13 protein-coding genes are annotated in these 24911 nt (G+C 59.0%); 7 read left to right on the top strand and 6 right to left on the bottom strand.

The genetic code is table 11. The features are described 5' to 3' along the window. Window positions 1-97 precede the first annotated feature (97 nt). From ACWR1S_RS06735 to ACWR1S_RS06710, 6 genes are all read left to right on the top strand, one after another. Window positions 98-484 (top strand): tetratricopeptide repeat protein, encoded by a 387-nt coding sequence (locus ACWR1S_RS06735; RefSeq protein WP_242208145.1) that lies wholly within the window; start codon window positions 98-100, stop codon window positions 482-484. Between the two features lie 230 nt (window positions 485-714). Further along, complete coding sequence (locus ACWR1S_RS06730; protein WP_454562907.1) at window positions 715-1074, top strand: PilZ domain-containing protein; 360 nt, start codon at window positions 715-717, stop codon at window positions 1072-1074. 327 nt (window positions 1075-1401) lie between these two features. Next, on the top strand, window positions 1402-4530 hold the full coding sequence (locus tag ACWR1S_RS06725) for a hypothetical protein (RefSeq protein WP_454562906.1): 3129 nt from the start codon (window positions 1402-1404) through the stop codon (window positions 4528-4530). 264 nt (window positions 4531-4794) lie between these two features. Further along, complete coding sequence (locus ACWR1S_RS06720) at window positions 4795-8361, top strand: Tc toxin subunit A (protein ID WP_454562905.1); 3567 nt, start codon at window positions 4795-4797, stop codon at window positions 8359-8361. A gap of 44 nt (window positions 8362-8405) precedes the next feature. Further along, window positions 8406-12482 carry a Tc toxin subunit A-related protein gene (locus tag ACWR1S_RS06715; protein WP_454562904.1) on the top strand — a complete coding sequence of 1359 codons (4077 nt, stop codon included), beginning with the start codon at window positions 8406-8408 and terminating at the stop codon, window positions 12480-12482. Further along, complete coding sequence (locus ACWR1S_RS06710; protein ID WP_454562903.1) at window positions 12475-16503, top strand: hypothetical protein; 4029 nt, start codon at window positions 12475-12477, stop codon at window positions 16501-16503. The genes ACWR1S_RS06715 and ACWR1S_RS06710 overlap by 8 nt, the downstream gene beginning before the upstream one ends. On the opposite strand, the gene ACWR1S_RS06705 is transcribed toward ACWR1S_RS06710, so the two are convergent. The 6 genes from ACWR1S_RS06705 to ACWR1S_RS06680 are packed head-to-tail and all read right to left on the bottom strand — an operon-like array spanning window position 16504 to window position 23223. After that, a complete protein-coding gene (locus ACWR1S_RS06705) occupies window positions 16504-17835 on the bottom strand; it encodes a DUF58 domain-containing protein (RefSeq protein WP_454562902.1) in 1332 nt (443 codons plus the stop codon). It lies immediately after the preceding gene. Further along, a complete protein-coding gene (locus ACWR1S_RS06700) occupies window positions 17832-18833 on the bottom strand; it encodes an AAA family ATPase (protein ID WP_034153443.1) in 1002 nt (333 codons plus the stop codon). The genes ACWR1S_RS06705 and ACWR1S_RS06700 overlap by 4 nt, the downstream gene beginning before the upstream one ends. After that, window positions 18830-19993: a DUF4350 domain-containing protein gene (locus ACWR1S_RS06695; protein WP_454562901.1), complete on the bottom strand. Its 1164-nt coding sequence runs from the start codon at window positions 19991-19993 to the stop codon at window positions 18830-18832. Before ACWR1S_RS06695 ends, ACWR1S_RS06700 begins: the two co-directional genes overlap by 4 nt. Beyond that, window positions 19990-21537, bottom strand: coding sequence for a DUF4129 domain-containing protein (locus ACWR1S_RS06690; protein ID WP_454562900.1), 1548 nt, complete (start codon window positions 21535-21537; stop codon window positions 19990-19992). The genes ACWR1S_RS06695 and ACWR1S_RS06690 overlap by 4 nt, the downstream gene beginning before the upstream one ends. Further along, window positions 21524-22501, bottom strand: coding sequence for a stage II sporulation protein M (locus tag ACWR1S_RS06685; RefSeq protein ID WP_454562899.1), 978 nt, complete (start codon window positions 22499-22501; stop codon window positions 21524-21526). The genes ACWR1S_RS06690 and ACWR1S_RS06685 overlap by 14 nt, the downstream gene beginning before the upstream one ends. Beyond that, window positions 22498-23223: an RDD family protein gene (locus ACWR1S_RS06680; RefSeq protein ID WP_454562898.1), complete on the bottom strand. Its 726-nt coding sequence runs from the start codon at window positions 23221-23223 to the stop codon at window positions 22498-22500. Before ACWR1S_RS06680 ends, ACWR1S_RS06685 begins: the two co-directional genes overlap by 4 nt. A 181-nt stretch (window positions 23224-23404) precedes the next feature. Here ACWR1S_RS06680 and sbcB point away from each other — a divergent pair, with 181 nt between their 5' ends. Next, entirely contained in the window at window positions 23405-24835 is a 1431-nt protein-coding gene (gene sbcB, locus ACWR1S_RS06675; RefSeq protein ID WP_454562897.1) for an exodeoxyribonuclease I, read from the top strand. The last annotated feature ends 76 nt before the right edge of the window (window positions 24836-24911 follow it).

The raw sequence follows: 24911 nt of genomic DNA, 5'->3' as shown, positions 1-24911 counted from the left end.
TTTCTGTTTTCTTTATTGAACGCGGCAACTTTGGGACAAACGCGCCTGAAGATTTCCGACTCTGGGTCGATACATTGCTCAAGACAGGAGAACCCTCATGCGATTCGTACCCATTGCCGCCCTTGCCCTCAGCGTCCTCGCCGTCACGGGCTGCACCCGTTGGTCGATGAACCATCATTTGAACAACGCCTACAGCGCCTATGACCGCGGCAATTGCGAGCAGGTCATGCTCGAGCTGTCCAAGGTCGAACGCGCCAGCCGTGCCCGCCCGTACGTGTGGCCGGAAGTGTCGATGATGCGCGGCCAGTGCCTGGAACGGCAGAAAATGTTTGTCGATGCCGCGCAGACCTACCAGTTCATCATTGCGTCTTACCCGAACAGCGAATACGCCTTCCGCGCCCGCGCGCGTCTGGAAACCTTGCAGAGCCTGGGCCATTACCCGACGCGCAGTGCTGCTGCCGTGGTGCGCCCGACCCGTTTCTGATGACAGTTGTCATACAAAATCTGGCCCTGTGTACAGGCTGAGCTATAGTCGAATGATCCGGGTTTAGAGCATTGTTTCTAATCCGGGGCAACACCTGCGACTGGCAAGTGGTCACGTGACAGCGAGGTAGCGACTGTCACACCGGAAGCGGGGAGAGCGTGCCGGCGATACCGGCGCGTTCCGAAGCAAAGGTGCGGCTCTGTGACGGAGCCTTGCATGGCGAACTGCGCATGTTTACCGACCGCCGGATCGAACGGCATCAATTGCCGTACTTCCTCAGAGTGTTCAACAGCGTCACCGACAAGCCCATCGGTTTTCTCGGCAACGTCTCCGCAGACGGGCTGATGCTGATCAGTCAGTTGCCGATGATGATCGGGGTGGACTTCCAGTTACGCCTGAAAATCCCTGCCAGCGATGGCTGTCAGCAAGTCATCGACTTCACCGCGTGTTGCGTGTGGTGCCATGAAGACGCCACGCCGCTGCATTACGACGCCGGCTTCATCGTGCAGCGACCGCCGCCGGAATTCGGGCAACTGGTGCAGGCGTTGCAGCAGTATTTCAGTTTTCAGCCGATGCCGGCGTCTGCCTGATTCAAACCCGCTAAAAGCTTCGCGAGCCGGTTCGTTCCCACCTTCGATTTGTGGTGGGCACGAAACCCGTGGGAGCAGGCTTGCCCGCGAAAGCACCCTTTCGGGTACCCCCGCACAAGCGTCAAATCATTGCAATCGTTCACTCGTCATCCAGTGTTTTCCCTGCATATGACCAAGCGGCGTTAGCCGGTGCAGGGCGCTTTCAGCCTGCTCTAGTGTAGCTATTACCGCTCGTCGGGACTGTCAGGTTTTACAGGTGCCTGTGTATTCACGAGTTCTGTAAAAACAAGACCTGGCTGCCAGACCCCTGGCCAACGGAGAGCGATCATGTCGGAGAGTACTTTTATTCCTGAGGTTGAGCATGCTTCGAACGAGGATGACGGGAGTTCAGATGTTCAGGCTTGGAAGCCTCTCCAGTTTCTATACGAAAACAGCACGATTCTTGTCGGCCCTGATACGCCGATTACATTCAGTATTCCATCGTATGCCGGTGAACATAATCAGGCGTGGATGGAATTTCATTCCGCAAACTCGAGCAGGAAGATTCTTGATGGAGATTGGTTCCAGGCAGTTCATTGGAACACTATTCAGGTCAATGGACTTGTAGAAGGGAAGGCCAAATTTGATGGTGTCTGGAGGCGAGGTGACGAGTGGGCTCCGTGGACTTCCCAGCATGTTGAAGTGAGGAAGCCTGCCGCGTTTGATGCCGTTAGTGTGGTTGGCGTCAGGGTATCAGGCACTGCAAGTCCTGGCAGTGTGATAAGGCTTGTGCGTCCTGCCGACAAAGCCACGATGAGCACCACGCACACCACTCAATCTGATAGGCGCTGGACTGTCACATTGTCGACGGGCCTTTACCAAGGCGTTCATGAACTACAAATCCGCGAAGACGTCAATGGGACACTGGGTCGATATACCCAGACGAAAACGTTCACGGTTCTAGGCATAGTCAAAATCACATCCCCGGGCACCAATCTGCCCGTCGAGAGTGTTCTACCCGTGTTCAAGGGCAACGGGGCGCTGCCGGGATCCCGCATCAGTGTTTTCATAGCAAAACCCCCCATGCTTGTGGCCACATCCGATCCAGTTGATTCCGACGGCGAATGGCTCGCAACCAGTAGCCATACTTTCGCGCGAGGGGCACGTTACACCATTATTGCCAGACAGAATCTGGGTGGTGGCTACTCCGACTGGAGCGACCCTCAAGAGTTTTATGTTATTGGCCCTCCCGTGTTTACAGCACCCAAGCCCAATCCCGCGTCGCCGCCAATCGTGGAAATGAAATCGATGTTCGAGGGGACCGGTGCCACCGGTTTCTATCAGAACAGGGTCGACGTGTATTCGGAGCAAATGGGGAGCAATGCCGTGGCTGTGGGCTGGCCACTTCCCGACACGGGTGTATGGCGCCGGGAAGGCATCCTTACACCCGGTCCTCATTCGATTTTCGGCACGCAGACAGTCACCGGAATAACCTCAATAACCAGCGAACCCTTCGGCATACGGGTACGCCCGGGCAAACCGACGGTCGAGTACACCCTCAATCAAGAAACCATGACGTTTTCCGGTCACGGTCATTACGACCAGTACCTCGAAACGCAGGTTCAGTTCACCCTCAAGCGTTACCCGGGCGACAAGCCGCCGAACACGCCGGCCAATGTCATTGTGCGAGCCGACGGTTCCTGGGCGACAACATCCACAGGCTGGACGTTTGGAGTTTATTCAGTCGAGGTCGTGCAGAAGATCCAGGACAACGCCAGTGGCTGGATCGAGTCGCAGCCTTATGAGTTCGAAATCCGCAACAACATGCCGGAGGTCACCGACCTGACCCATACCAAAGCCTACCGGCCGGTTTTCAGTGGTAAGGGATATAACGGCGCCACCGTGAGTTTTTACCATCCTGGTGGTGACCTCAAGGCTGCCCCTGATGCGGTCGTGAGCGGCGGAGTCTGGTCGAGCACAGCCAATGAAGAGTGGGGGCCGGTGCTGGAGCGGCAAGTCCACATTCAGCAGTGCCTGGCGGGGCATTGTTCACTCAACCGTGTGGAGTTGAAGGTCTCGATTCCACCCCTGCCACCGACGGTGGAGGAACCACCCCGGGAAGGCCTGAGACCGATGTTCCGCGGCACCTGCATAGAGGGTGCCACGGTGAGCATTACCTTTCGCGGCGACAACAACGACTATGCCGCAAGTGTGGATAAGGACACGTGGACGTTCCAGCGAACAGCGCCGTTTCCTGCTGATGTTGCCCAAATTATCAGCGTTACCCAGAGAGTGGCAGGGCAGAACTCGGAGCCGCAATCCAGAGAATTCACGCTTTACCCGGCCATGCTCAAACCGGTGATCACGTATCCGGCCGAAGGGGGGGAGGTGGGGCCGGATGTACTGATCAAGGGCGGCGACGGTGTGAGCGGCGCCACGATGCAACTGTACGAGTCTCAGTTTCAACAAAAAATCGGCGATGCTTTGCCTTTGGTCCGGGACGGCGAATGGGCCATCCCGCTCACCGCTTTGCAGTACGGTGAACTCACGATCTTCGCGCAACAGGAGCGCAACGGACGTCCGTCCGACAGAAGTGACCACCGACGCTTCAACGTGGTGGTGGCACCACCGCAGATCAGCATTCCACAGGAGGGTGGCAAGCTGCCGCGCACCGGGACACTGAAGGGCGTTGGTCTGCCGCGCGCGCGGGTCGAGATCTGGTTCAAGGGGGCGGCCGAGCCGTGGTTGAGCACAATCGCGGTGCCCGCGAGCGGCGACTGGCAGCAGGAAGTGACGTTGCCTGTGGGCACCTGCGTCATCCACGCCCGGCAAATATTCACGGACGAAGGCAACACACATGAGTCCGCCTTCACAGAATATTTGACCTATGACGTGGTCCCGGCAGCGCCTTTTGTCGAGACCCCGGTCGAGGACGAACCGGTCGGCCGGCAGTTGGTGGTGTCAGGTTTCGGTGTGCCGGGCGACACCGTGACGGTGACGTTGGGGGGCGCCATGCAAAGTACTGTCGTGCTGGAGGACCGCACCTGGTCGATCGCTGTTGAGGTTCAGGCTGACGGCGAGGGGGGGCTGGAGGTGAAGGCCGTGCTGGATGGCTTCGAGTCGGACACCACCTCGCGCAAGATCGTGGCGGGCCTGTACCTGCCCCTCCTTTCGGAACCGGCAGCCGGGCGGTGGGTGCATGATCCGGTGGCCTTTGCCGGCACGGGCGAGGAGGGCGTCGGGCAAATCGCGAGCTGGTTCAATCCCGAGCTGAAATGGACGCCGCCGCTGACCGTCGCCGCAAACCAATGGCGCGGTGAATCCGATGTGTCGTTGCGACCTGGCGGCACGTGGTGCCGGTTCCGGCAAGCGCTCACACCGCAAGCAGGGCTGTCCGATTGGGCCGAGAGCGCACGCTTCGAGGTCGAGCGGTTGCCCAGCGACGCTCAGTCAGGAAATGCCGACGAACGGTCATAAAACCTGTCATTTATGACAGTAGACGTTTAAGACTATCCAGCGCCAAATCGATTACAACGAAATGGGCCGCCTGATGAATACATCGGGCGGTTCAGGCCAGCTCTCGACCCAAGGAATCTGATCATGGCTGATCCGCGCCGTCCCGGCCTGCAACTGTACGCGCAGTTGTTTCCTGAAGACCCAACCGCGCAGAACGCGAGTGTGCAACCGCTCAAAACCTACCTGGAAAACGGCGGCTCGATTTTCCCGCTGGTGGAAAAAGGCGTGGAGTACCTGGCCAGCAAGTATCAGATGAACAGGCAGGACGCCCAGCGGTTTTTACGGCGTGCCAACAGCATGGCTACTTACCTGAGCCGTCAGTTCATCGAGCAACAACTGCACGGTGGCGGTGGCGTTGCCGAGCCGGCGGACGGGTTGCTGTCGCTGGTGACTGGCCCCCGATATGAGGTGCTTTTCCAGACCGAGTTCGAAAAACTGGCTCTGCCGGATTCTTTGGAGTCCCTCATATCTCCGGTAGCCTATCTGATCTTTTTGTTGCTCTGGATCCGCGACCGGATCGAATCGGTAAAACTCGACCCGCCAGGCTACCCGCTCAATAAGCGTCGTGCTGATCTGATGGATCTGTCTGTGGATTTCAGTGCAGTGTTCCGGCTGGTGTCTTCGGTGGACATCATTGTCTCGGTTCTGGAACGTTTCATTAATGAGCATCCGATAAAAAACCAGACACAAAAGACCATCGAAGACGCGATGATTGAAGCGCGTTATCCCAATGGCCTGCCTTACTACCATCACTGGGTCACCCTTGACGGTGTTGCGCAACTCAACAATCTGTCAGTGGGTGATTTTGCCCACACGGTTCATTTGGACTACCCCTACTTTTTGCAGTCCGGCACCTGGATTGATTTCGCCGAACGTGCGCTGGCACATTCGACGCGATTCGGACCCTATCAGCGGAAAGTGTTAACGGAGTCGCCCGTAGCGCTGGCAGACCTTGACGCGTTTTACCGGGATAACTATGGCTCAGACATAGAACAGGGTGCGGGGCCGCAGAATCTGAATCAGGTTCCGTATTTCGGCGCACAAACAAAGCTCGACACGCTGGCGATTGAGCGTTTGCTGTCCATTCGTGATTTCGCCCCGGTGCGTTCGGCCAATGTGAGTTTCCCCAAGGATCCTCCTTTGAACCCTGCGAGGAGCGCCGAAGATCCCGTCCCGACGCCGCCAGAAAGCGGGCGTTTCGGATCGGTCTACATCAACGCCAATGCACACCCCGGCGTGAACATCAACGTTGCCGATGAAGGCCCTGCGTCTCTGCATCGATTGTCTGTTGTTTACGACGATGTCGAGGGGCTTGCCGCCTTCGACCGGATGAACCGAATGGTGCGTCTGTGCAACTGGCTGGAACTGCCCAGTGACCAGGTCGACACCCTGCTGGCTGCCGCAATCAGGGCTGAAGTACGCGGCGGTGCGGATAAAACCAAATGGTGGATCACGGACAACGTCGTGCATGCCCTCGGGTTGTTCCAGGCCATGCGCGAACGCTACAACTGCACGGCGGCGGATTTTGCGGTATTCATCGATCAGTTGGCCATTTACGGGCGCGGCGAAGCGTTATCGCAATTCGATCAGGTGTTCAACAGTCAAGGCAGCTATCGTCAACCGTTGTTACTCGATGACGGTGAATTTCCGGTGACGCCCGCACCGGGCGAAGTCAACCTGACCATCAGCCAGTTGTGCAATGGCCTGGGGATCGACACCCAGACTTACCAGTATCTGGCCGTGCAAGTGGCCAAGGCGCACAGCGTCAGCGACAACAGTTTCAAGCGCAGCTTGCCGGTCATTTCCAGTTTTTATCGACTGGTGCGATTGTCCCGATTGCTGAGCATCACCCCCGTCGAAGGCGTGTTGATGCTGCTACTGGTGGGGGGAGAGGCCTGGCTCAATGAGTTGGCGGGCACTCCACAAATTGGCTCGACCGACAGCGCGACACCGGACGCTCTGAACATCATCGATGCTCTGCAATCGTGCGTGCAGTGGTGTGAGCAAAACAACTTGCCGGTGCTGTGGGTGTTGCAACACACGGCGACCCTACCCCCCGCGCGTGAAGGCACCGAGCCGGATGAACCGTTGTTCAGGCAAATACGCAATCTGCTGCCTACGGCGCAATTCTCCAATGCATCGGTGTTGATGGCCGGCCTGCCGCCTGCCGGTACGGCTAGCTGGCTGGATTTCCTGGTGGCGCATGTTGCGCCAATGGACTCCGGTGCAGAACTGAAGCCTGTTATCGATACCGATGGACTGGTGCTGGCGCCCACCGGGACGCCGGAGCAGTACTTGATTGATTCGCAAAAAAGGGTTGAGTGGGCAGTCGATCATGCCCTCGTTACCCTGGAACCCGGGTTGCGCATGCACTTGGCCGGCATCCTGCTCAAAGTGCTGCTGGAGGCCCGGGATGCCCAGATGTCACTGGTCAAGGAAACGCTGTCAGCCTATGCCGGGATTGAACCGGATCAGGCAATACCGGTGCTGAACTGGGCCGGCAAAACGGTTTACCAGTTTTTGCGCCAGGTAAAATCACGTAACGATCCGAGCACCGAGCCATCCAGACGCAACCCGAATGCCGATGAGTGGCTTACGCTGTTGGCCGATGTACGGCGACGCGCTGAGGTGGTTTCAACGCTGGAACTGAGTGCCACCCTGTTAGAGGATTATCTCGATTACGGTTATGACGCCTGGATGGGGCAGGCCAAAAAGGAAGACCTTACCGTCAGCACCCTTTATCACCTGACCACGCTCAACCGGGCATTTGGCTTGAGCACGCAACCGGCGCAGAAGCTGCTCGACTACCTGCGCGAAGTCAACGCACTGGAAGCATCCCTTGGCGAGCATGCCACGTGGCTCTTGCATCAGGCTTCTACGATCAGACTGGCCGAGTTTTTCGACTGGAGCGTGCAGGAGGTGCGCGAATGCATCAATCGCATGGATCCGCAGCGGCCGCTACTGAGAAACCTTGGGCAACTGGCTCTGTTTATCCGCGTCCGTGAGATGTCGACGATAACGGGGATGGACGCGTTGACGATTTTCCTGGTGGGCCATTTGCCTGAAACCGTGGACAAGGAAGCCTACGCCGAGGCCGCCGAATTGGCCTTGCTGAGCCAGTCCGAGGCGCGTACACCGCTTGCGCAAGTGGCGGGGGATCTGCGCCAGCTTGTGACCATGACTTGCGATGTGCACCCCACCGAGGTTATCGCCCGCTCCACCCAAACAGCCACTTACACGGTTACGCTCACAGATCCCGACGGGCAGGCATTGAGCGGTATCCGTGTGCATTTTCGCGCCAGTCTGGGCGACATCCAGTCAGGCCATACCGAGCCCGACGGCACCTTCGAGGCGACCTATAAACCCGGCACCGCAATGGGCGTGGACACACCCGTTTTCTGGCTGGATCTGTTTGAGCCTGAAAACGCCAAGGTCATCTCCCTCATTTCCGACGTGAAGACGCTGGATTTCGTCGCGATGTTGAGTTCGCCGGTGCCATCAGGGGTCGTGAAAGCGGGCCAGGAAGTCGAACTCTACGCAACGTTGATGGATGGTTTTGGCAACCTGGGGGTAGACGAGCTGGTGGACTGGAGTGTCGAAAGTGGTGAGGGCAAGGAAAACAAGGTGATCTTCCGGGGCAAACAAGGGCGTACCAATCAGGAAGGACTCACGCGGGTGGTGGTTTCCAGCGTCACGGGCGGCACATTCAAGTTAAGCGTGCTCAGCCAGCGTAGCGAAAAGAAGGCGATCTTCGATGAGATTACGTTCGAGGGGGGTGGGCAAACAAGGTGAGAGTCCCCCGTCCAGCGTTTATTCCCCATCAAGGAGCATGCATCATGGCACTGAATCACATTGGCGATCTGCAGGAAAAACGGCGTACTGCGTTGCTTGAATACTGCATCGGCCATGCCAGCCGGGTGGCTTACCCTTTTGTGGAAAGCCCGGCAGATTTGTTCGAACTGCTGCGCATGGATCCGCTGGACACCTATGCCGTGCAAAGTTCCTGGGTGGCCGAAGCGACCAGTTGTGCCCAGCAATACATTCATGCGGTGTATCGCAAACTAGAACCCGGTTATACCCATCACCAGTTTTCCGCCAGTGATCTGGCCGAGTGGGAACTGTGCAACAACTACCCTGACTGGGCTGCCGTTCAGTTGATCAGGATTTACCCGGAAAAATACGTCAACCCGTTTGTCCGCCAACGCAAGAGCAGCCTGTTCAAGACCCTCGAAAACGACTTGAACCAGACCCGCTTGAATGCCGATTCGGTGCAGGCGGCCTTGCAGAACTATCTGCAAGGCTTCGAGCAGACCTGTGATCTGGATGTCATCAGTTGCTACATGGACGGCCACACGCCTGACCGCGCCGATTACTATTTTGTCGGTCGTCAGCGGGTGCCGCCGTTCCAGTACTTCTGGCGCAAGGCCGAGATTGAGCTCACACCCACCTGTGTTGCTGTCAATCCGGCGGCCTGGGGCGAATGGCGGGAAGTGGGGATCCAGCCAGCGTATCGGGTGCTGGATATTCGCCCGGTATTCTGGAACGGTCGGTTGTGTCTGGTATGGGCCGAGTGGAGTGACAAGGTCGAAGGTAAAACGGATGACGACTTCATCCCCGAACAACTGAGCGTCAACCTGGCCTTCATGACGCAGAACGGTCAATGGTCGGCGCCGCTGACTTTGTACAGTGCGCAGGCAGAGGCCAAGGATGCCAAGGATTTTCAGCTGATTGCCACGGTGTGGATCGATATGGATTCGCCCAAAGGCAAGCTGGGGGTGGTGATTCCGGTGAAGGACAACGAATCAACTTCGGTAAAACAGGTGACTCACAGGATTTACGATGTGCTGATGCGGCCCGACATGACTGACGCGGGTGGCTGGCTGGATGTCGCGCAAGACCGGTTTAAAACGCCCGAGACGGTGCAACATTCCTTTAACCTCCAGGTGACGATGACCAGCGCGGTCAAGACTGTCGGTTCCATGGCGAGTTATCTCGATCTCCGGGCCACGGCCCAGCGTGTCGGCGAGAAAGATGTGCTGACCGTCAATGGTTTTTGCAGGCCTACGGGGCTGCCCGCCGGCGCTTCAGCAGAGTTCGAATTGACCCTGGTCGGCGGTGCCGCTACGGATCCTGGGCCGATAAAAGCGACGTTCTCGCAAGCCGGAGACTGGGCCACTGCATCGCTGAAATTCGAACGTGACAAAGGTACTTGGCCCAGAGGCACCACCTTCACTCTAAACGCTACGCAAACGGGGTTTGGCGGTAAGGAATTCAAACTCGACATCGTCAATCTGGCGGACTTCACTCCGCCAAAACTGCTGAAAAACACCACCGATGCCGCGCAGTTTCTTTCCTACGAATTGCCGGCTCCCTACCTGAAGTACAGTCGCCTGAACTCACACTTCGGCCCCGAACTGGTGCTGCGTTCCAGTATCTCCGTCGAAGCTGTGCTGGACTGGGATACACAGTTTCTCCCGGAGCCACCGCCAACCGGCAGTGAGTTCGACGAGCCCAACGGTGCTTTCGATGGCGCCAACGGGTTGTTCTACTGGGAGTTGTTTTTCCATCTGCCGCATCTGGTGTACACGCGTCTGCGCGATGAAGAGCGTTTTGCCGATGCGCAGAAATGGCTGCACTACGTGTTTGATCCGCAAGCCATCGCCGATCCCGACAGGCCCGCCCCCAAAGTGTCGTACTGGCGCTGCCGGCCGTTGGCGAACGACGCCGGCAATCCCGGCTGTGAGGCACTGGCCCCCGCCGATCCGGATGCCATCGGCTATTCAGCGCCCAAGCACTTCAGGATTTTGATCTTCTGCGAGTACGTGAAAAATCTCATGGCTTGGGGCGACTGGTATTACCGTCAACTGACCCGCGACAGCCTGGTGGCGGCCAAATTGTGTTATGTGCAAGCCGAGTTCCTGATGGGCAAGCCGCCTCTGGCCCGAGCGGTGAATCGCTGGCAAACCGCTACTGTGGGAAGCCTGTTGGGCGCAAGCAGTAGCCGTCCGGCGCTGGAGGCGTTTGAACAGTCGCTCGCCTTCAGTCTGGCGGATGTCCCGTCCGGTTCCGATATTGCGCCAAAGCTCGGTTTGTTGGCTTTCGGGCCGTTCAGGATTCCCATCGATCAAGCGTTGGGGGATTTGTTTGACGCTCCGGGTCAACGTCTGCACAACTTGCGCAACAACCTCACCCTCGATGGCAAACCGCTGGATATCCCGCTTTTCAGCCCCCCGTCCGATCCGAAGGCGTTGCTGGAATTTCTGGCCTCGGGTGGCGTCGGTGGGCCACGGCCGATGGGCGGGCGGTTGGTTGTCGGCGCGTTTCGCTGGCGCACCGTTCACGACATCGCCACCCGTGCGGTGCAGGTGCTACAGGATTTCGGCAACCAGGTACGCGATATGCTCGAACGACGCGCGCGTGCCGAGCAGGAAGAAATGCAGCAAGCGCATCTGGTGGAAGTGGGCGACTACGCCCGAACCGTGCAGGAGCAGTCCATCGCTCAACTGGAGGCCAGCGTCAGGGCGCTGGAGCAGAGCCGGGACGTGGCGCTACAGCGGGCGAACGCCTACGCGCAGCGCTATATCGAGAACGTGTCGGCGGTTGAATACCAGGTCATGGCGAGCTTGAAGCAGTCGAAAACCAATGCCTTGACCGCCAAAATCCTCAAACCCACCGGAGCGGTCATCGCGGCGTTGCCAAAAATCTTTGGCGTGGCCAATGGCGGGATGAAACCCGAAAACGCTATCGATGCAGTGTGTTTCGGCCTGGAAATCGCCTCATCGATGTTGCAAATCGACGCCGACGATCAGGCCACTACCGAAGGTTACCGTCGCCGCCGCAACGAATGGGGGCTGCAACGTGATCAGGCCGAGTCCGAGGCCGGCGCCCTCACTGTGCAGATCGAGGCACAACGCCATGCGGTCACCGCGGCTCGCACGGGCCTTGCACAAACCCTGCGGGCCAATGCTCAGGCGCTGGCGGTTTACAACTTCCTGAAAAAGCGCGCAAGCAATGCCGAGCTGTTTGGCTGGATGCTGGGCCAGCTCAAGGCTTTGCATTATCAGGCGTATGACGCCGTGATCAGTCTGTGCCTCAGCGCTCAGGCGTCGATGAATGCTGAAACCGGCGATTATGATGCGCAGATCCCCTTGCCCAATGTGTTTCTGGAACAGCGTCATGGCCTGACGGCCGGCGAGCATTTGCGCGCGCATTTGCTGCGGATGGAACGCGAATATCTGCAGCGCTACGAGCGCCGGCAGGAATTGGTAAAAACCGTTTCCCTGCGTCAATTGTTCAACGACCAGGTTGAGCCACAGCCAGGCATCGCCAACTGGGACGTTGCGCTCGCACAGCTGCAGACAACCGGCACACTGGAATTCCAACTGACCCAATTGCTCTTCGATCGTGATCATCCAGGACACTTCTGCCGGCAGATCAACTCAATGGAAATCGACCTGCCAGTGTTGACCGGACCGTATGAGAATGTACGGGCCAAGCTGCTGCAGGTCTCAAGCAAGACGGCGACCCGGGCCACTACGCAGTCAGTCCAGTACTTGCACAATCCCGGTAGCGTGGCGCCTGGCGACGTGTTGATCAACTTGCGCAGTGGCCAGCAGATCGTCCTGTCGGCAGGGATCGCCGACAACGGTCTGACGGCAATGAAACCCGATGAAGGTTTGCTCAATCCCTTCGAGAACACCGGCGCCGTGTCGAAGTGGCAGCTGTCTTTTCCTTTCCATTTGAATCAACCGCAAAAAGACACGCTGCTCTCCATGAACGAGTGCATCGTGCGGATTCGCTACACGGCCAAGGTTGGCGAGCCGACCTTTGTCAGCAAAGTGGTGGATCTGGTCAACGAATTTCAAAGTGCGGCGCGCAACAGTCGGGTTAAAGGAGCGGGCAGTCATGAATGAGCCGATCGTTCAAGCGAACCGGAATCTGCTGCTCAATGGTGATTTCAGCGAAGGAACACAGGGCTGGAAGAAAAGCGGTCCTTCGATCGGCATAGCGGAAGACTGGTATGAGGGGGAGCGGATCATGCTGCTGCACCTCTCTCATAACAGTGCTGTCAGCCAGGCGTTGGAAGTCCCCAGGAAAACCGCCGGCGATGCGCAATATCGGCTGAGCTTCTTGTGCGAGACGATCCACCAACAGTCGGGATGGCTGCGCGTCTTCAAGGGCACTGAGGAGATATTGACGGTAGAGCTGAAACCCGCGATTGGCCGCAACCATGAACAGGACCTGGCCCGATTGGCGGCCGGACAACCTTTGGAGTTTGTCCCGCTTGAATACAAGCAAGCGCTGAACTCATCTCTAGCTGCCGGCGACACGCTGCGTTTAGAGATCAGTAGCCCGAACAACGCCGACGGCGACTATTATTCGAAAGTCCGTATTGCCCGCATCAACCTGCAATTGCACCTGGATCCGTTGAAACTGCACACCCTGAAACTGGATGATCAGGTTCTGGACGAGGACAGCACGGTGTATTTTTGTCTGGGGGCAACGGCTGACAACGCACACAGTTTGACGTTCGAACCTGAGCCGGAGAATGCCTGGGAGAGTACCGAGGCAGCCCTGACGCTGATTGATAATCCACAGCAAGCGATCATCGTCAAACCGGGGCCGGAGGTTGAGCAGTTGCTGACAGGGCAATGGTCGCTCGACTGTCCGGTGGTCGGTGACGAAGATCGTTATTTATTCACGCTGAACCTGATCAACCGCTACAACGCAGCGCCTTATACGATTGCGGTATCGCTGGGACACCACCGTCTCAAGTTTCGCGAGAGGCTTGAGGCCGCGTACTACCCGGTACTGGAATATCAGCAAAGTGTATGTCTGGGCGTGCAGGTGGCGTCTTTCTATACCCAACAGAGTGTCGCAGGCCTGACGGTCAACTGGTCGACGGCAGAGCGGGTGACAGCAGCCTCTGTGTCCGATGAGTACGGTTGGGCTTACTTTGATTTTGAGCCGACGAAGACGGGAGACGTGATTATCGTGGCGTCGGTCGAGAGTCCTTACTACGCCAGTGGGGTTTACACCGAACCGTTCACGGTGCGCGTACTGGCCACTGATCCGTGGAAGGACTTGCGCGCCGTTGTCGGGATTGACGAGACAGCCTGGGAGGCGAACGGTTATCCGAATCGCGGTGGCATCCATGACTTGCAGGTGCGTCTGCCGCAAAACAGTCCATTGCTGGACACTGAGCTGTCCTTGCATTGGAGTGGCGACAGTCATCAACAACTGGGCGTCGATGTCAGTCCACCCCTTGCGGAGTGGGTGCCGGTCACACGGCCCGACATGCACTGGACGCTGAGCTGTGATGATGAGCTCGACGGCAATTTCCTGCTGTCGCTGGTTTGCTCGAAATTGCTGCTGCCATCGCCGGGCAAACCGATGTCGCTGGCGCGCAATCGGGTCAGGATCGGCGAGGCCCGCGAAGCCAACAAATTTCCGCTGGTCGATGAGCAGGAAAGCGTGTTGTTGCGCGTGCAAGTGCTGCATGAGACGGCATTCGCTGACGGTGATCCGGTTCATAACGCGCTGGTCGAATGGCACACCCCTGAAGACGTTATCACTACCTATACGGGCTACGGTGGTTGGGCGAACCTGTTCCACACACCGGTAAAGGCCGGGGATCTGAAGGTTACCGCCTACGTCAAGGCACACCCGCAAGCCGTTCCCGTCGTTCGGGTGTTCGACGTCCGTGCGATTGCTACCAGCCCATGGAAGACCGAGGTCGAGATCAGTCTGGACGGGGAGGTCGTCGAGCGTAATACGCTCGGCTTGCTTTGCCGAAAAGGTCGTTCGCACACCTTGAACGTCAAGCCCGTCGCGGGCAGTTCGTGGGTCAATAAAAACATCAGCCTGCACTGGCGTGGCGATGATCCGGACATCGGTTTGCAGCCTTCCGATTTGGGAATACGCAAACCCTTGGCAACGACGGGGGTGCAATGGACGCTGAGTTCAGCGGCAGAAGACAGCATCAGCAGTCTGTTTGAGCTGGAGCTGCGTCTGGAAGGTGTCGACAGTGTTCGAGAGTTGTCCGGGCGCCTGTTGTCTGACGATTTGAGTACGGAGGTCAGTCTGCTGCTGGATCAGATCCGGGCTGCGCCAGACGAACAAGCGCTTTATCCGTGTCTGGGCGCCATTCACACCTTCAATGTGTTGCCCAATGCGTTAAGTCCGCTGGTGGGATTGCAGGCCACGCTGAGCTGGTCGGGCGATCCGATTGATGAGCTGGACGCCAGCGTCAGACCCACGCTGGATACGTCACAGACATTGAACGATGGGGGCGCGGTCTGGGCGCTGGACTTTTCTGAGAGCGAGCAGCCCGGTCGATTTGCGCTCACCTTGGCCTTACCTGAGCTGGATTTTGTCGCCGACGCCAAACCACTGGTGTTGGGCCATAACAAAGTGAGGATTCACGCTGTGCGCGAAGCAGTTGTGGATCCGGTTGTCGGTCAGGCACCGGCCTGGTTGTGGGTTCAGGTGTACTCGCAGTTCACCGACAAACCGGTGGGGCAGGTTCCGGTGAAATGGTGGGACGGTATGAATGGCACGACGACATCGACCGACGTCGAGGGCTGGAGCGGTTTCGGTTTTCGACCGAACACTGACGGCATGCATTCAGTGACGGCACTGGTCGACAGCTACTTTGACAACTACGAAGACACTCGCACGGTAACCGTCAAATCGCTGGTAACCGATCCGTGGACCGAATTGAGGGTCAGTTTCGACGGCAGGCCGGAACAGACATGGGGTGTGAACACCTGCTTCCCGCGTCGCAAGGGCCAGCATCGGCTCGAGGTGAAAGCCCCGGCTAACAGCGCGTTACTGGATTACGGCCTGGCACTGGGGATGACGGGGACCGGGCCAGCAGAACTGGATATTCGTTTCGATGAACCCATGCTCGGCGAATTCCGGCCTTTCAGTCAGAAGGGACTCTCCTACACCTATTCGGTCGGTGACCTGAAGAATGGCCGTTTCGGGCTGTGTTTTGCCTCTGAACGATTGGCGAGTCTTTCTCCCGTCAACGCGATGTCTTTGGGCGAAGGCGCACAAGTGGTGAAAATCGCCGAGCGTTCGCGGGGCCGTCAGACCTTGCTTTGGGGCGAGGCGTTGTCGGAACAGATCACTATCGTCTCGGCCATCAGCGGCAGGCCGATGGTGGGGATGAATGTTGTCTGGTGCAGCCCGGATCTCGGCGAGGTAAGGACGACCACCAACTTCTACGGCGAGTCGCGAATTTGGTTTGTGCCCAAGACTCCCGGATCGGTGCAACTGACCGCGACGGTGGGGGATGCGCAGTATTCGGAATCGATTTCGCTACCGTTTTTTCTGCATGAACCCCGGAAAATAAGAGAACTGGTCAGCGATGATTTGTCCGGACACCCAGGACAAGAGATGACAGCGCAGGCCTTGGTGGTTTCAGCTGACACCGGGGAGCCCCTGGCCAATGTCGAAGTGATGTGGGAATACGACAACACAGCGTTACCGGTAACGCTGACGGATGCCGAGGGCAAGACGAAGGTGCATTTCGTCCTTGGCGAACCAGAAAAGGGTTCACTGTGGGCATCGGTGAAGGGAGGGATAGCGGGATGGGACGTCAGGACGTTGATTCTGGATATCGTCGAGTCACGTGTTGCGGCTGTCCAGTCGGTTGTCGCTACACCCAATCCGGTTCCGGTCAATCAGTTGGTGACGATGACCGCGCAGATCGTCGACAAGCAATCCCGAAAACCCATGCCATTCAGAAAAATTCTGGTGTCACGCAACACCGCGCCCTTTATCGCGGGGTTTACCGACAGCGAGGGGAAATACACCAGCATTGGCAGGCCTGTGCAGGTACCGCAAGTCATGTCCCTGACGGTCAAGGTCGAAAATCCTGACGGCTCTTCGGACACTGGCAGCGTACAGGTCGAGGTGGTGAATTGATCAAAGCGCCGCACTTCTTTTCCAGCTCAGATACTGCGTCACCAGTTCGGCCCCCAACTCCGCGGGCCGAACATCCACCACCGGAACGCCATGAGCACTCAACCGCTCATGCAGTTCTGCCCGCTCATTCAGGTAACTCACCGTGCCGCAGTAAGCCAGCGCTTCGGGCAGCGTTTGCACCGTGGTTTGGCGCAACGCGTCCAGCGCTTCTTCGCGCAGGCTGGCGACCAGCACCCGATGTTGTGCGCTCAGGCGTTTGACCGCGCTCAGCAGTTCCTCATCGTCCTCGTCACGCAGGTTGGTCACCAGCACCACCAAGGCCCGACGCTTCTGTCGCGTCAGCAGTTGATTGGCGGCGGCCTGATAATCGGCAGGGCGCTGGGTGCTGTCGAGGTCATAAACCGTGTTCAGCAGCACGTTCAGTTGGCCGCTGCCTTTGACCGGCGCGAGATGGCGTGGCTGTTCGCAGGCAAAGGTACTCAGACCCACCGCATCGCCCTGGCGCAGGGCCACATAACTGAGTAGCAGGCAGGCATTGAGTGCGTGGTCGAAATGCGACAGTTCATCGTCCTGGCTGCGCATGCGTCGGCCACAGTCGAGCATGAAGATAATCTGCTGGTCGCGCTCGTCCTGATATTCACGGGCAATCGGTGTGCGTTGGCGCGCGGTGGCTTTCCAGTCGATCTGGCGCAGGCTGTCGCCTTCGCGGAACTCGCGCAGTTGATGGAATTCCAGACCCTGACCGCGACGTTGCCGCTGGCGTACGCCGAGCTGGCTGAGCCAGTTGTCCACGGCCAGCAGTTCACCGCCGTAGAGCCGGGCGAAGTCGGGGTAGACGCGGGTCTGGTCGCTGACATTGAGCAGGCGTTTTCCTGACCATAACCCCAAAGGGCTGGGCAGGTTGATTTCGCAATGGCTGAAGTTGAAATGACCGCGTTTGAGCGGGCGCAGACGGTAGCCGAGCAGGCTGCGTTGGCCGGGTTGCAGTTCAATCGACAGCGGCAGGTGTTCGAAACTCAGGCCTTCTGGCGGATGGTCGAACAGTTGAATGTGCATCGGCTCGCTGAAGTCATGTTCGACTTCCAGACGCACTTCACCCCAACGGCCGAGTGCCAGACTGCCGGGCATCTGTCGAGTGACGCGCGGCGTCGGCAGACGATTGAGGCGCAGCGCATCCAGCACCGCCAAGGCCAGCAGCGCCAGCAGCAACCCCCAGTTGATCGATATCAGGCTCGCCGGGATCTCGATCTCCAGTGCGCGCAACGTGCCCAGCACAATGCCGATGACCAGCAGCAAGGCCAGCCAGATCAACAGCCGGCGCGAGGGTTTCACAGACGCGGCGCCGGGACTTGGTCGAGCAATTGCGCGAGCACTTGATCGACCTGCAAACCTTCGATGTCCAGCTCCGGGGCGATGCGTACGCGATGGCGCAGCACGGCCAGCGCACAACCCTTGATATCGTCGGGAATCACGAACTCGCCGCCGCGCAACAAGGCGCGGGCACGGGCGCAACGCACCAGGGCAATCGAAGCGCGCGGCCCGGCGCCAAGGGTCAGTCCCGGCCAGGTGCGGGTGCTGCGCGCCAGGCGCACGGCGTAATCAAGCACCTGATCGTCCAGCGGCAAATCACTGGCAATGCGTTGCAGGGCTTGCACGTCCTTGGCCTGCAACACGGTGCGCAGCGGTTGCACATCGAGCATGTCGGCGCGGGTCGAGCGGCAGACCTGGCGCACCATGTTCAGCTCCTGATCGGCGTCGGGGTAGTCCATGCGCACTTTGAGCATGAACCGGTCGAGCTCGGCTTCCGGCAGCGGATAAGTGCCTTCCTGTTCGATCGGGTTTTGCGTGGCCAACACCATGAACGGTTGCGCAATCGGCAGGGCGCGACCTTCGAGCGTGACCTGACGTTCCTGCATCGCTTCAAGCAACGCTGCCTGAGTTTTTGCCGGCGCGCGGTTGATCTCGTCAGCCAGCAGCAGGTTGGTGAACAACGGGCCTTTGCGCAGCTTGAACTGTTCGGTTTGCAGGTCGTACACGGCGTGGCCGGTGACGTCGCTGGGCATCAGGTCCGGGGTGAATTGAATCCGCGCGAACTCGCCACCGAAGCAGCGGGCCAATGCCCGCACCAGCAGAGTCTTGCCCAACCCCGGCACGCCTTCGAGCAATACGTGACCACCGGCGATGAGCGCTGTCAGCACGTCGTCGATCACCTGATTCTGGCCGATCAGGGCCTTCTGCAATTCGCCGCGCACCGCTTGTGCCAACTGGCTGGCACGCTGGCGTTGCTGGGCGGCGTGGCTGGCGCTGCCGGGCTCGATCTGTTCGGTCATAGCGTATTCCTCAGGGTTTGCAGGTGGGCGACCTGGCGACAGAAATCGGCGCTGGAGAGCCGCCGGTTCGGCACCGGGCTCAGGGCCTGGCTGATAGCGCGGGTGGGTTGCCGGGTCAGGCGCGCCAACGCCAGCCATTGTTCGGCAACATTCAATTGGTCAAAGCCGGGATGCCGGCGGCGCGCGCGGCGCAGCACGTCCTGTTGCAGTGCTTGCAGCAGGGCTTGCTGGCCGTTGTGGCGCAACAGGAAATCGGCGCTGGCACGCAGGTGCTCCTGCAATTGCCGCCGCCCGCTCGGGGCCGGCGCCTGAAGCGGACCATGGCGCACACCGACATGCCACAGCCACAGGCCGATCAACGCGAGCAGGGCGACGATGGCTTGCGGGAAGTAGCGCCAGAGCAAAGTCAGCAGGCCATCGTGCTCGGTGTTGTAGATCAACGTGACGTCGGTGTCGGCGCTCAAATACCAGAGCAGCCAGGCGTTGTCGTATTGGGCGATGGCTGCGGTTTTCCATAGATCGGCGTCGGTGACCACGGTGATCGAGCCAAGGCTATAGGGCAGTTGCATCATGTGCGTGGCCTTGGCACTGTTGGCCCAGGCTTGCGCGAGATTCTTCGGATCGTCGAGGTGGAAGTCGGTGTCGAAACCGGCGTAAGCCGGTGCATCTTCGTCTTCGAGATAGAGTTTGGTCAGTTTCGGGAACCGGTCAGGCTCAGCCTCCGCAGGTAAATCCTTCAGATCCTTGCTGAGGGATTGATGCAGTTGCACGCGATCGAGTAACAGGTCGTTGCTTTGTCGGGTCTGCTCATTCCAAAGCGATTCGGCGACGAACACCAGCCGCCCGCCGGCCCGTGCCCAGTTCAATACCTGATCGACCTGACGCGGCGTCATTTGCGAGCGGTCGTTAAACAACAGCAATGTATGACGGCGTGGATCAATGTCCGGGAGCACCGCGAGGCTTTCGGCATGGCCGACATTCAGGCCGCGTTCGCGCAAGAACAGCTCGGCCGCCAGATAAGGATTGGCTTGCGCGGCGGGCGAGGGGCCGTGATCGACTTCTTCCTTGTAAGGCTTGGCCTTGAGGTACAGGAACACACACAACACACCCAGCAGCAGGGCAATCAACCCTCCGACCCAGCACAATGTCCGGCGATTCAACGGGCGGCTCCGGGGCCAAACAAGGCGCGCCAGCCATCGCACAATTCCTGCTGCATGGACGCCGGTGGTACGCGATGCCCGTAGGCCATGTTCTGCCAGTGATTGGTCAGGTTGCGGCTGAAGGTGAGCAGTTCGGGCCGCTGCAATTGCTCCACGTGCGCCAGCACCTGGAGTTCGGTGTCAGCGGGTTTCAGGCTCATATCGAAGTCGTGGAGCAGATGGCTGAGCAGCCCTCGATACAGCAGGCCCAGCGCTGCACGGGGTTGGCTTTGCCAGAGTTGCTCGGCATGGGCGGCGATGTCGTCAGGCAAGGTGTCGCGGTTCAAATCCAGACCGAAGGCTTGCTGCGGCAACGCGCGTTTCGGTTTGGAAGGCAGCCTCGGGCGGCGGCTGACGAAGGCTTGCAGAAAGTCGCGATAACGCCAGATCAGCCAGCCGAACGCAGCAATGACCGCGCCCCACAACAGCACTTCAATGACCTTCGCCAGTCCATTCAAGTGTTGCCCGTCGAGCCAGCCCAAAAGGGTTTTCAGCCATTGCGGCGCTTCACCCGGTGTTTGCGCTTCGGCAGGTTTCGCCGGGTCGTCGCCAAAGCGATAGCGGGTGACGAATTCCTTGTTCTTGAACGGCGGTTGCTCAAGCAGTGCCTTGATGCTGTCACGGGAGGCCTGACTGGTGAGTGGCTGATTCAACAGTCGCGGCGCCTGGGGACTGTCATCCGGCTCGGCGGCCCACGCGGAAGGCACATTCGGCAGCAGCAGAAAGACCGCCAGCAGCACCCCCAAAACACCGTTGTTGAGACGATGACGCAAGCGGCGGAACACCAGCTCGATATCCCACGCTTCCAGTTGCGTACGTCGGTTCAGATAAAGGCTGAAGCCGCAGGCGACATAGATCGGCTCCCACACCACGAGCACCAGCGCATAGAAGGCATTGGTCAGGTGTTCCAGCCAGCGCCACTCGTTGTCCGCCGCGAATATCAGCGATTGCCAGTCCCAATCCGTTTCGATCTGCTGCGGCAACAGCATGTAGAACAACACCATCAGGCCGATCCACAGCGCGGTTTCCAGATGCACGCCGATGAGGGTCAGCCATTGCGCGGCACCGGCGTTGCGTTGCAGCAGCACGTGCAGGCGTTGTTGTCGGGCGCTGCCGTCGAGGCCTTCGAGTTGCACCACCGGCAGCAGAAAGCTGCGACTGAAACTCAGGCGGCGCCAGGTCAGGCTGGCCAGCAGCTGTGGTTTGAGCAGGCGCGGCCATTCGCGCAAGGCTTGTTTAAGTGTCGGCGTTTCGCCAAACAGCGCTTTCGACAGGATGTACAGCGGCAGGCGTTCATATGCCGGTTTCAGCCACCAGAAGATAAACACCGCCAGTGACGGCGAATCCCATAACAACAGGCTGAGCAAGGCGAACAGCGGCAGCGTGATGATCGCCCAACTGGTCATCAGCAGACGCCGATGTTGCTGGCTCATCAGCACGCCGAGGTCCATGGCTTCCCAGGTCGTGCGCGGACGGATCACCACGGTGGCGTCACTCAGGCGCATGGCGAGTCCTTCCGGCGAACAATAGATAGACCGCGACCAACGCCCAAAGGCCGGCGCCGACCAGATATTTGGTCAGCGGCATGACGCTGGTCTTCGATGACCAGTAGGCTTCGATAAACGCGGCAATCAGCAGGAACAACATCACGCCGCAGACCAGCAATACACTTTTGCGCGCCGCCCGTTTCAGCGCTTCGCTGCGGGTCAGCCGTGCGGGGGCGATCAAGGCCCAGCCGAGTTTCAGGCCGGCCGCCCCGGCGAGGGCAATGGCGGTGAGTTCAAAGGCGCCATGGGCAATAACGAATGACCAGAAAGTCTGGCCGAAACCGATCTCGCTCAGGTGCCCGGCCACCGCGCCAATGACCATGCCGTTATAGAACAGAAAAAAAGCACTGCCCACACCTATCAGCAAGCCACTGGCGAAAGTCTGAAAGGCAATGCCGATGTTGTGCATCACGTAGTAACCGAACATCACCCAGTCCTCACTGGCCGCACGTTCGGCGGGGCGCCCGAGGTGTCCGGCGACCGGGTCGTACATGCCTTGCATCTCGCGCACCTGATCGGCGGGGATCAGGTTGTAGACCAGTTCGGGAAAGAAATACACCAGCATGCCGACGCCGATCAGGCTGCCGAAGAACAGCAGGCTGGCGACCAGCACAAAGGGCCATTCGGCACGGACCAGGCGCGGAAAGTCGGCTAGGATAAAACTCAGCAGATTGGCGCCGAGTCGACTGCGGTGACGGTACAGCTGTTGATGCCCGCGCAGTACTTGTTGTTGCAGCGAATCAATGAGGAAACTGCTATAGCCGCGCTCCTGCGCCAGCGCGAGATGCTGGCAAAGCCTGCGATAAGCCTTGGGGAAACCGGTGACTGGCGAGGAGTCCTTGCCATGTTCAAGGCGTTCGAGGGCCAGCGCAAAACGCTCCCACTCGGCCTTGTGACGACTTTCGAAAAGGCTCTGCTTCATGTCGGACCCAACAAGCCGCGAGCGATGCCGTTGAGTTCAGCGACAGCTTTGGGCGCAGAAATATGCAGGGGCTGGGCGAGCAGCGCCGCCAATTCATTGACCCGCGCTGGCGATAATTCTCCTTGGCGCTCGGCGAAGCCCAGCACGGCGCGTTGTTCGCTGAGGGTGAGTTGCACGGGTGAGCGTCGCGGTTCGGCTTCAGGTAACTGTGGGCGGCTGAGTGGACGTTCGCTGTAGATCACCAGCGTACCGGCCGCGATGTCACCGAGGCGTTTGAAGGTCGGGTGTTGCAGGCAACTGAGGGTGCCGAGAAAGTAGCCGAAGGGCAGCAGATCGACAAAGCGCAGCAGGTTGCGCAACAGCGAGGCCGACCAGCCAACCGGTGTGCCGTCGTCGTGCACCACGCGCAGTCCCATCCATTGTTTACCCGGCGAGCGGCCCTGTCGCAGCACTTCGAACAGCACCATGTACCACCAGCTGATCGCAAACAGCAGCAGCGAACCCAGGCCTATGCCGAGCTTGCCGAGAAACGCCAGGGCGATAAACAGCACACCCATGATCACGCCGCGAATACCCAGATCGATCGCAAAAGCCACGGCACGCACCATCAACCCGGCGGGACGCAACGGCAGTTCGATGCCTTCCGGCGTTTCGAGCTGATGCCGCGTATCCAGCGGCGGGGCCAGCGGTGCTTTCCTTGGCGGTGCTGTGGGCTCGAGCATGGGCTACCTGATGTTCGCCTGTTCGGGGTGCAAGTGAGGCCGATGCTAGCAGCCTCTCGGGGGAAAACGACATAACTATGTATTGCACATCGTAAAGCGCGAAGTGTTTGAATGACGCGAGGCTGGCCGCGAGCGCGGTCGAACGCCTAGACTTTGTCGATCTTCAGTTCAGGAACCGCCCGTGACTTCAATCTTCTGGTACGACTACGAAACCACTGGCATCAATCCGCGTAATGATCGCCCGTTGCAGGTGGCCGGGATTCGCACCGACCATGCACTCAACGAAATCGACGAGCCGGTCAATCTCTACTGCCAGCCCAGCGAAGACATCCTGCCGCATCCGGCGGCCTGCGCGATCACCGGCATTACCCCGAGCCAGCTCGCCGAAAAGGGCTTGAGCGAAGCGGACTTCATGACCCGGGTGCATGCCCAACTGGCGGCCCCCGGCACCTGCGGCGCCGGTTACAACACACTGCGTTTCGACGATGAGATGACCCGTTACAGCCTGTATCGCAATTTCTTCGACCCTTACGCCCGAGAGTGGCAGGGCGGCAACAGCCGCTGGGATCTGATCGATGTGGTACGCGCGGCCTATGCGTTGCGTCCTGACGGACTGGTCTGGCCGACCGATGACGAAGGCCGGGTGACCCTCAAACTCGAACGCCTGACGGCGGCGAACAATATCGATCATGGCCACGCTCATGAAGCGTTGTCAGACGTGCGCGCGACCATCGCCCTGGCGCGGTTGATCCGCGAAAAACAGCCAAAGCTGTATGACTGGCTGTTCCAGTTGCGCAGCAAGCAAAAGGTCATGGATCAGATTCGCCTGTTGCAGCCCTTGGTGCATATTTCCGGACGTTTCTCGGCGGCGCGCAGTTATGTCGGGGTGGTGCTGCCGCTGGCCTGGCACCCGAAAAACCGTAATGCCCTGATCGTCTGCGACCTGCACCTTGACCCGCAAGGGTTGCTCGATCTGGACGCGCAAACGCTACGCCAGCGTTTGTACACGCGTCGCGATGATTTGCTGGAAGGCGAGTTGCCGGTGCCGCTCAAGCTGATTCACATCAACCGTTGCCCGGTGGTGGCGCCGCTTTCCGTTTTGCGCGCGCAAGATCAGCAACGGCTGGGGCTGGACATGGAGCTCTATCAACAGCGAGCACTGCGGCTAACTGACGCACAACAAGTTTGGAAAGATAAAGTTGCGGCAATTTATGTCAGTGAAGATTTCACGCCGAGCGAGGATCCGGAACAACAGTTGTACGACGGATTTATCGGCGACCGCGACCGGCGCCTATGTGAGCAAGTGAGGAGCGCCGACCCGGCACAACTCGCGCAAGAGCAATGGCCTTTCGATGACGAACGTTTGCCCGAATTACTCTTTCGATATCGCGCACGCAACTTTCCCGAGACGTTGAATTTCGAGGAGCAAGAGCGCTGGAGAATATTTTGTCAGCAGCGTTTGTCCGCACCAGAATGCGGCGCACCGAATACCTTGAAATCTTTTACCGAGGCGGCAGAGCAATGGTCGCTTAATGCCACGCCGTTGCAGAGTGAGGTGCTCAATGAATGGCAGAATTATGTCCAGGCATTGCGCAAACGTTTGAATCTTTGAAATCGAACATGACCGGACTTAAATGCCGGGCATAAAAAAACGCCAGCATTCGCTGGCGTTTGTTTTTTCGCGGATC

The organism is Pseudomonas sp. AIG (genome assembly GCF_977020205.1).
The sequence above is the reverse complement of the archived record's forward strand: the minus strand, read 5'-3'. Positions and strand labels throughout refer to the sequence as shown.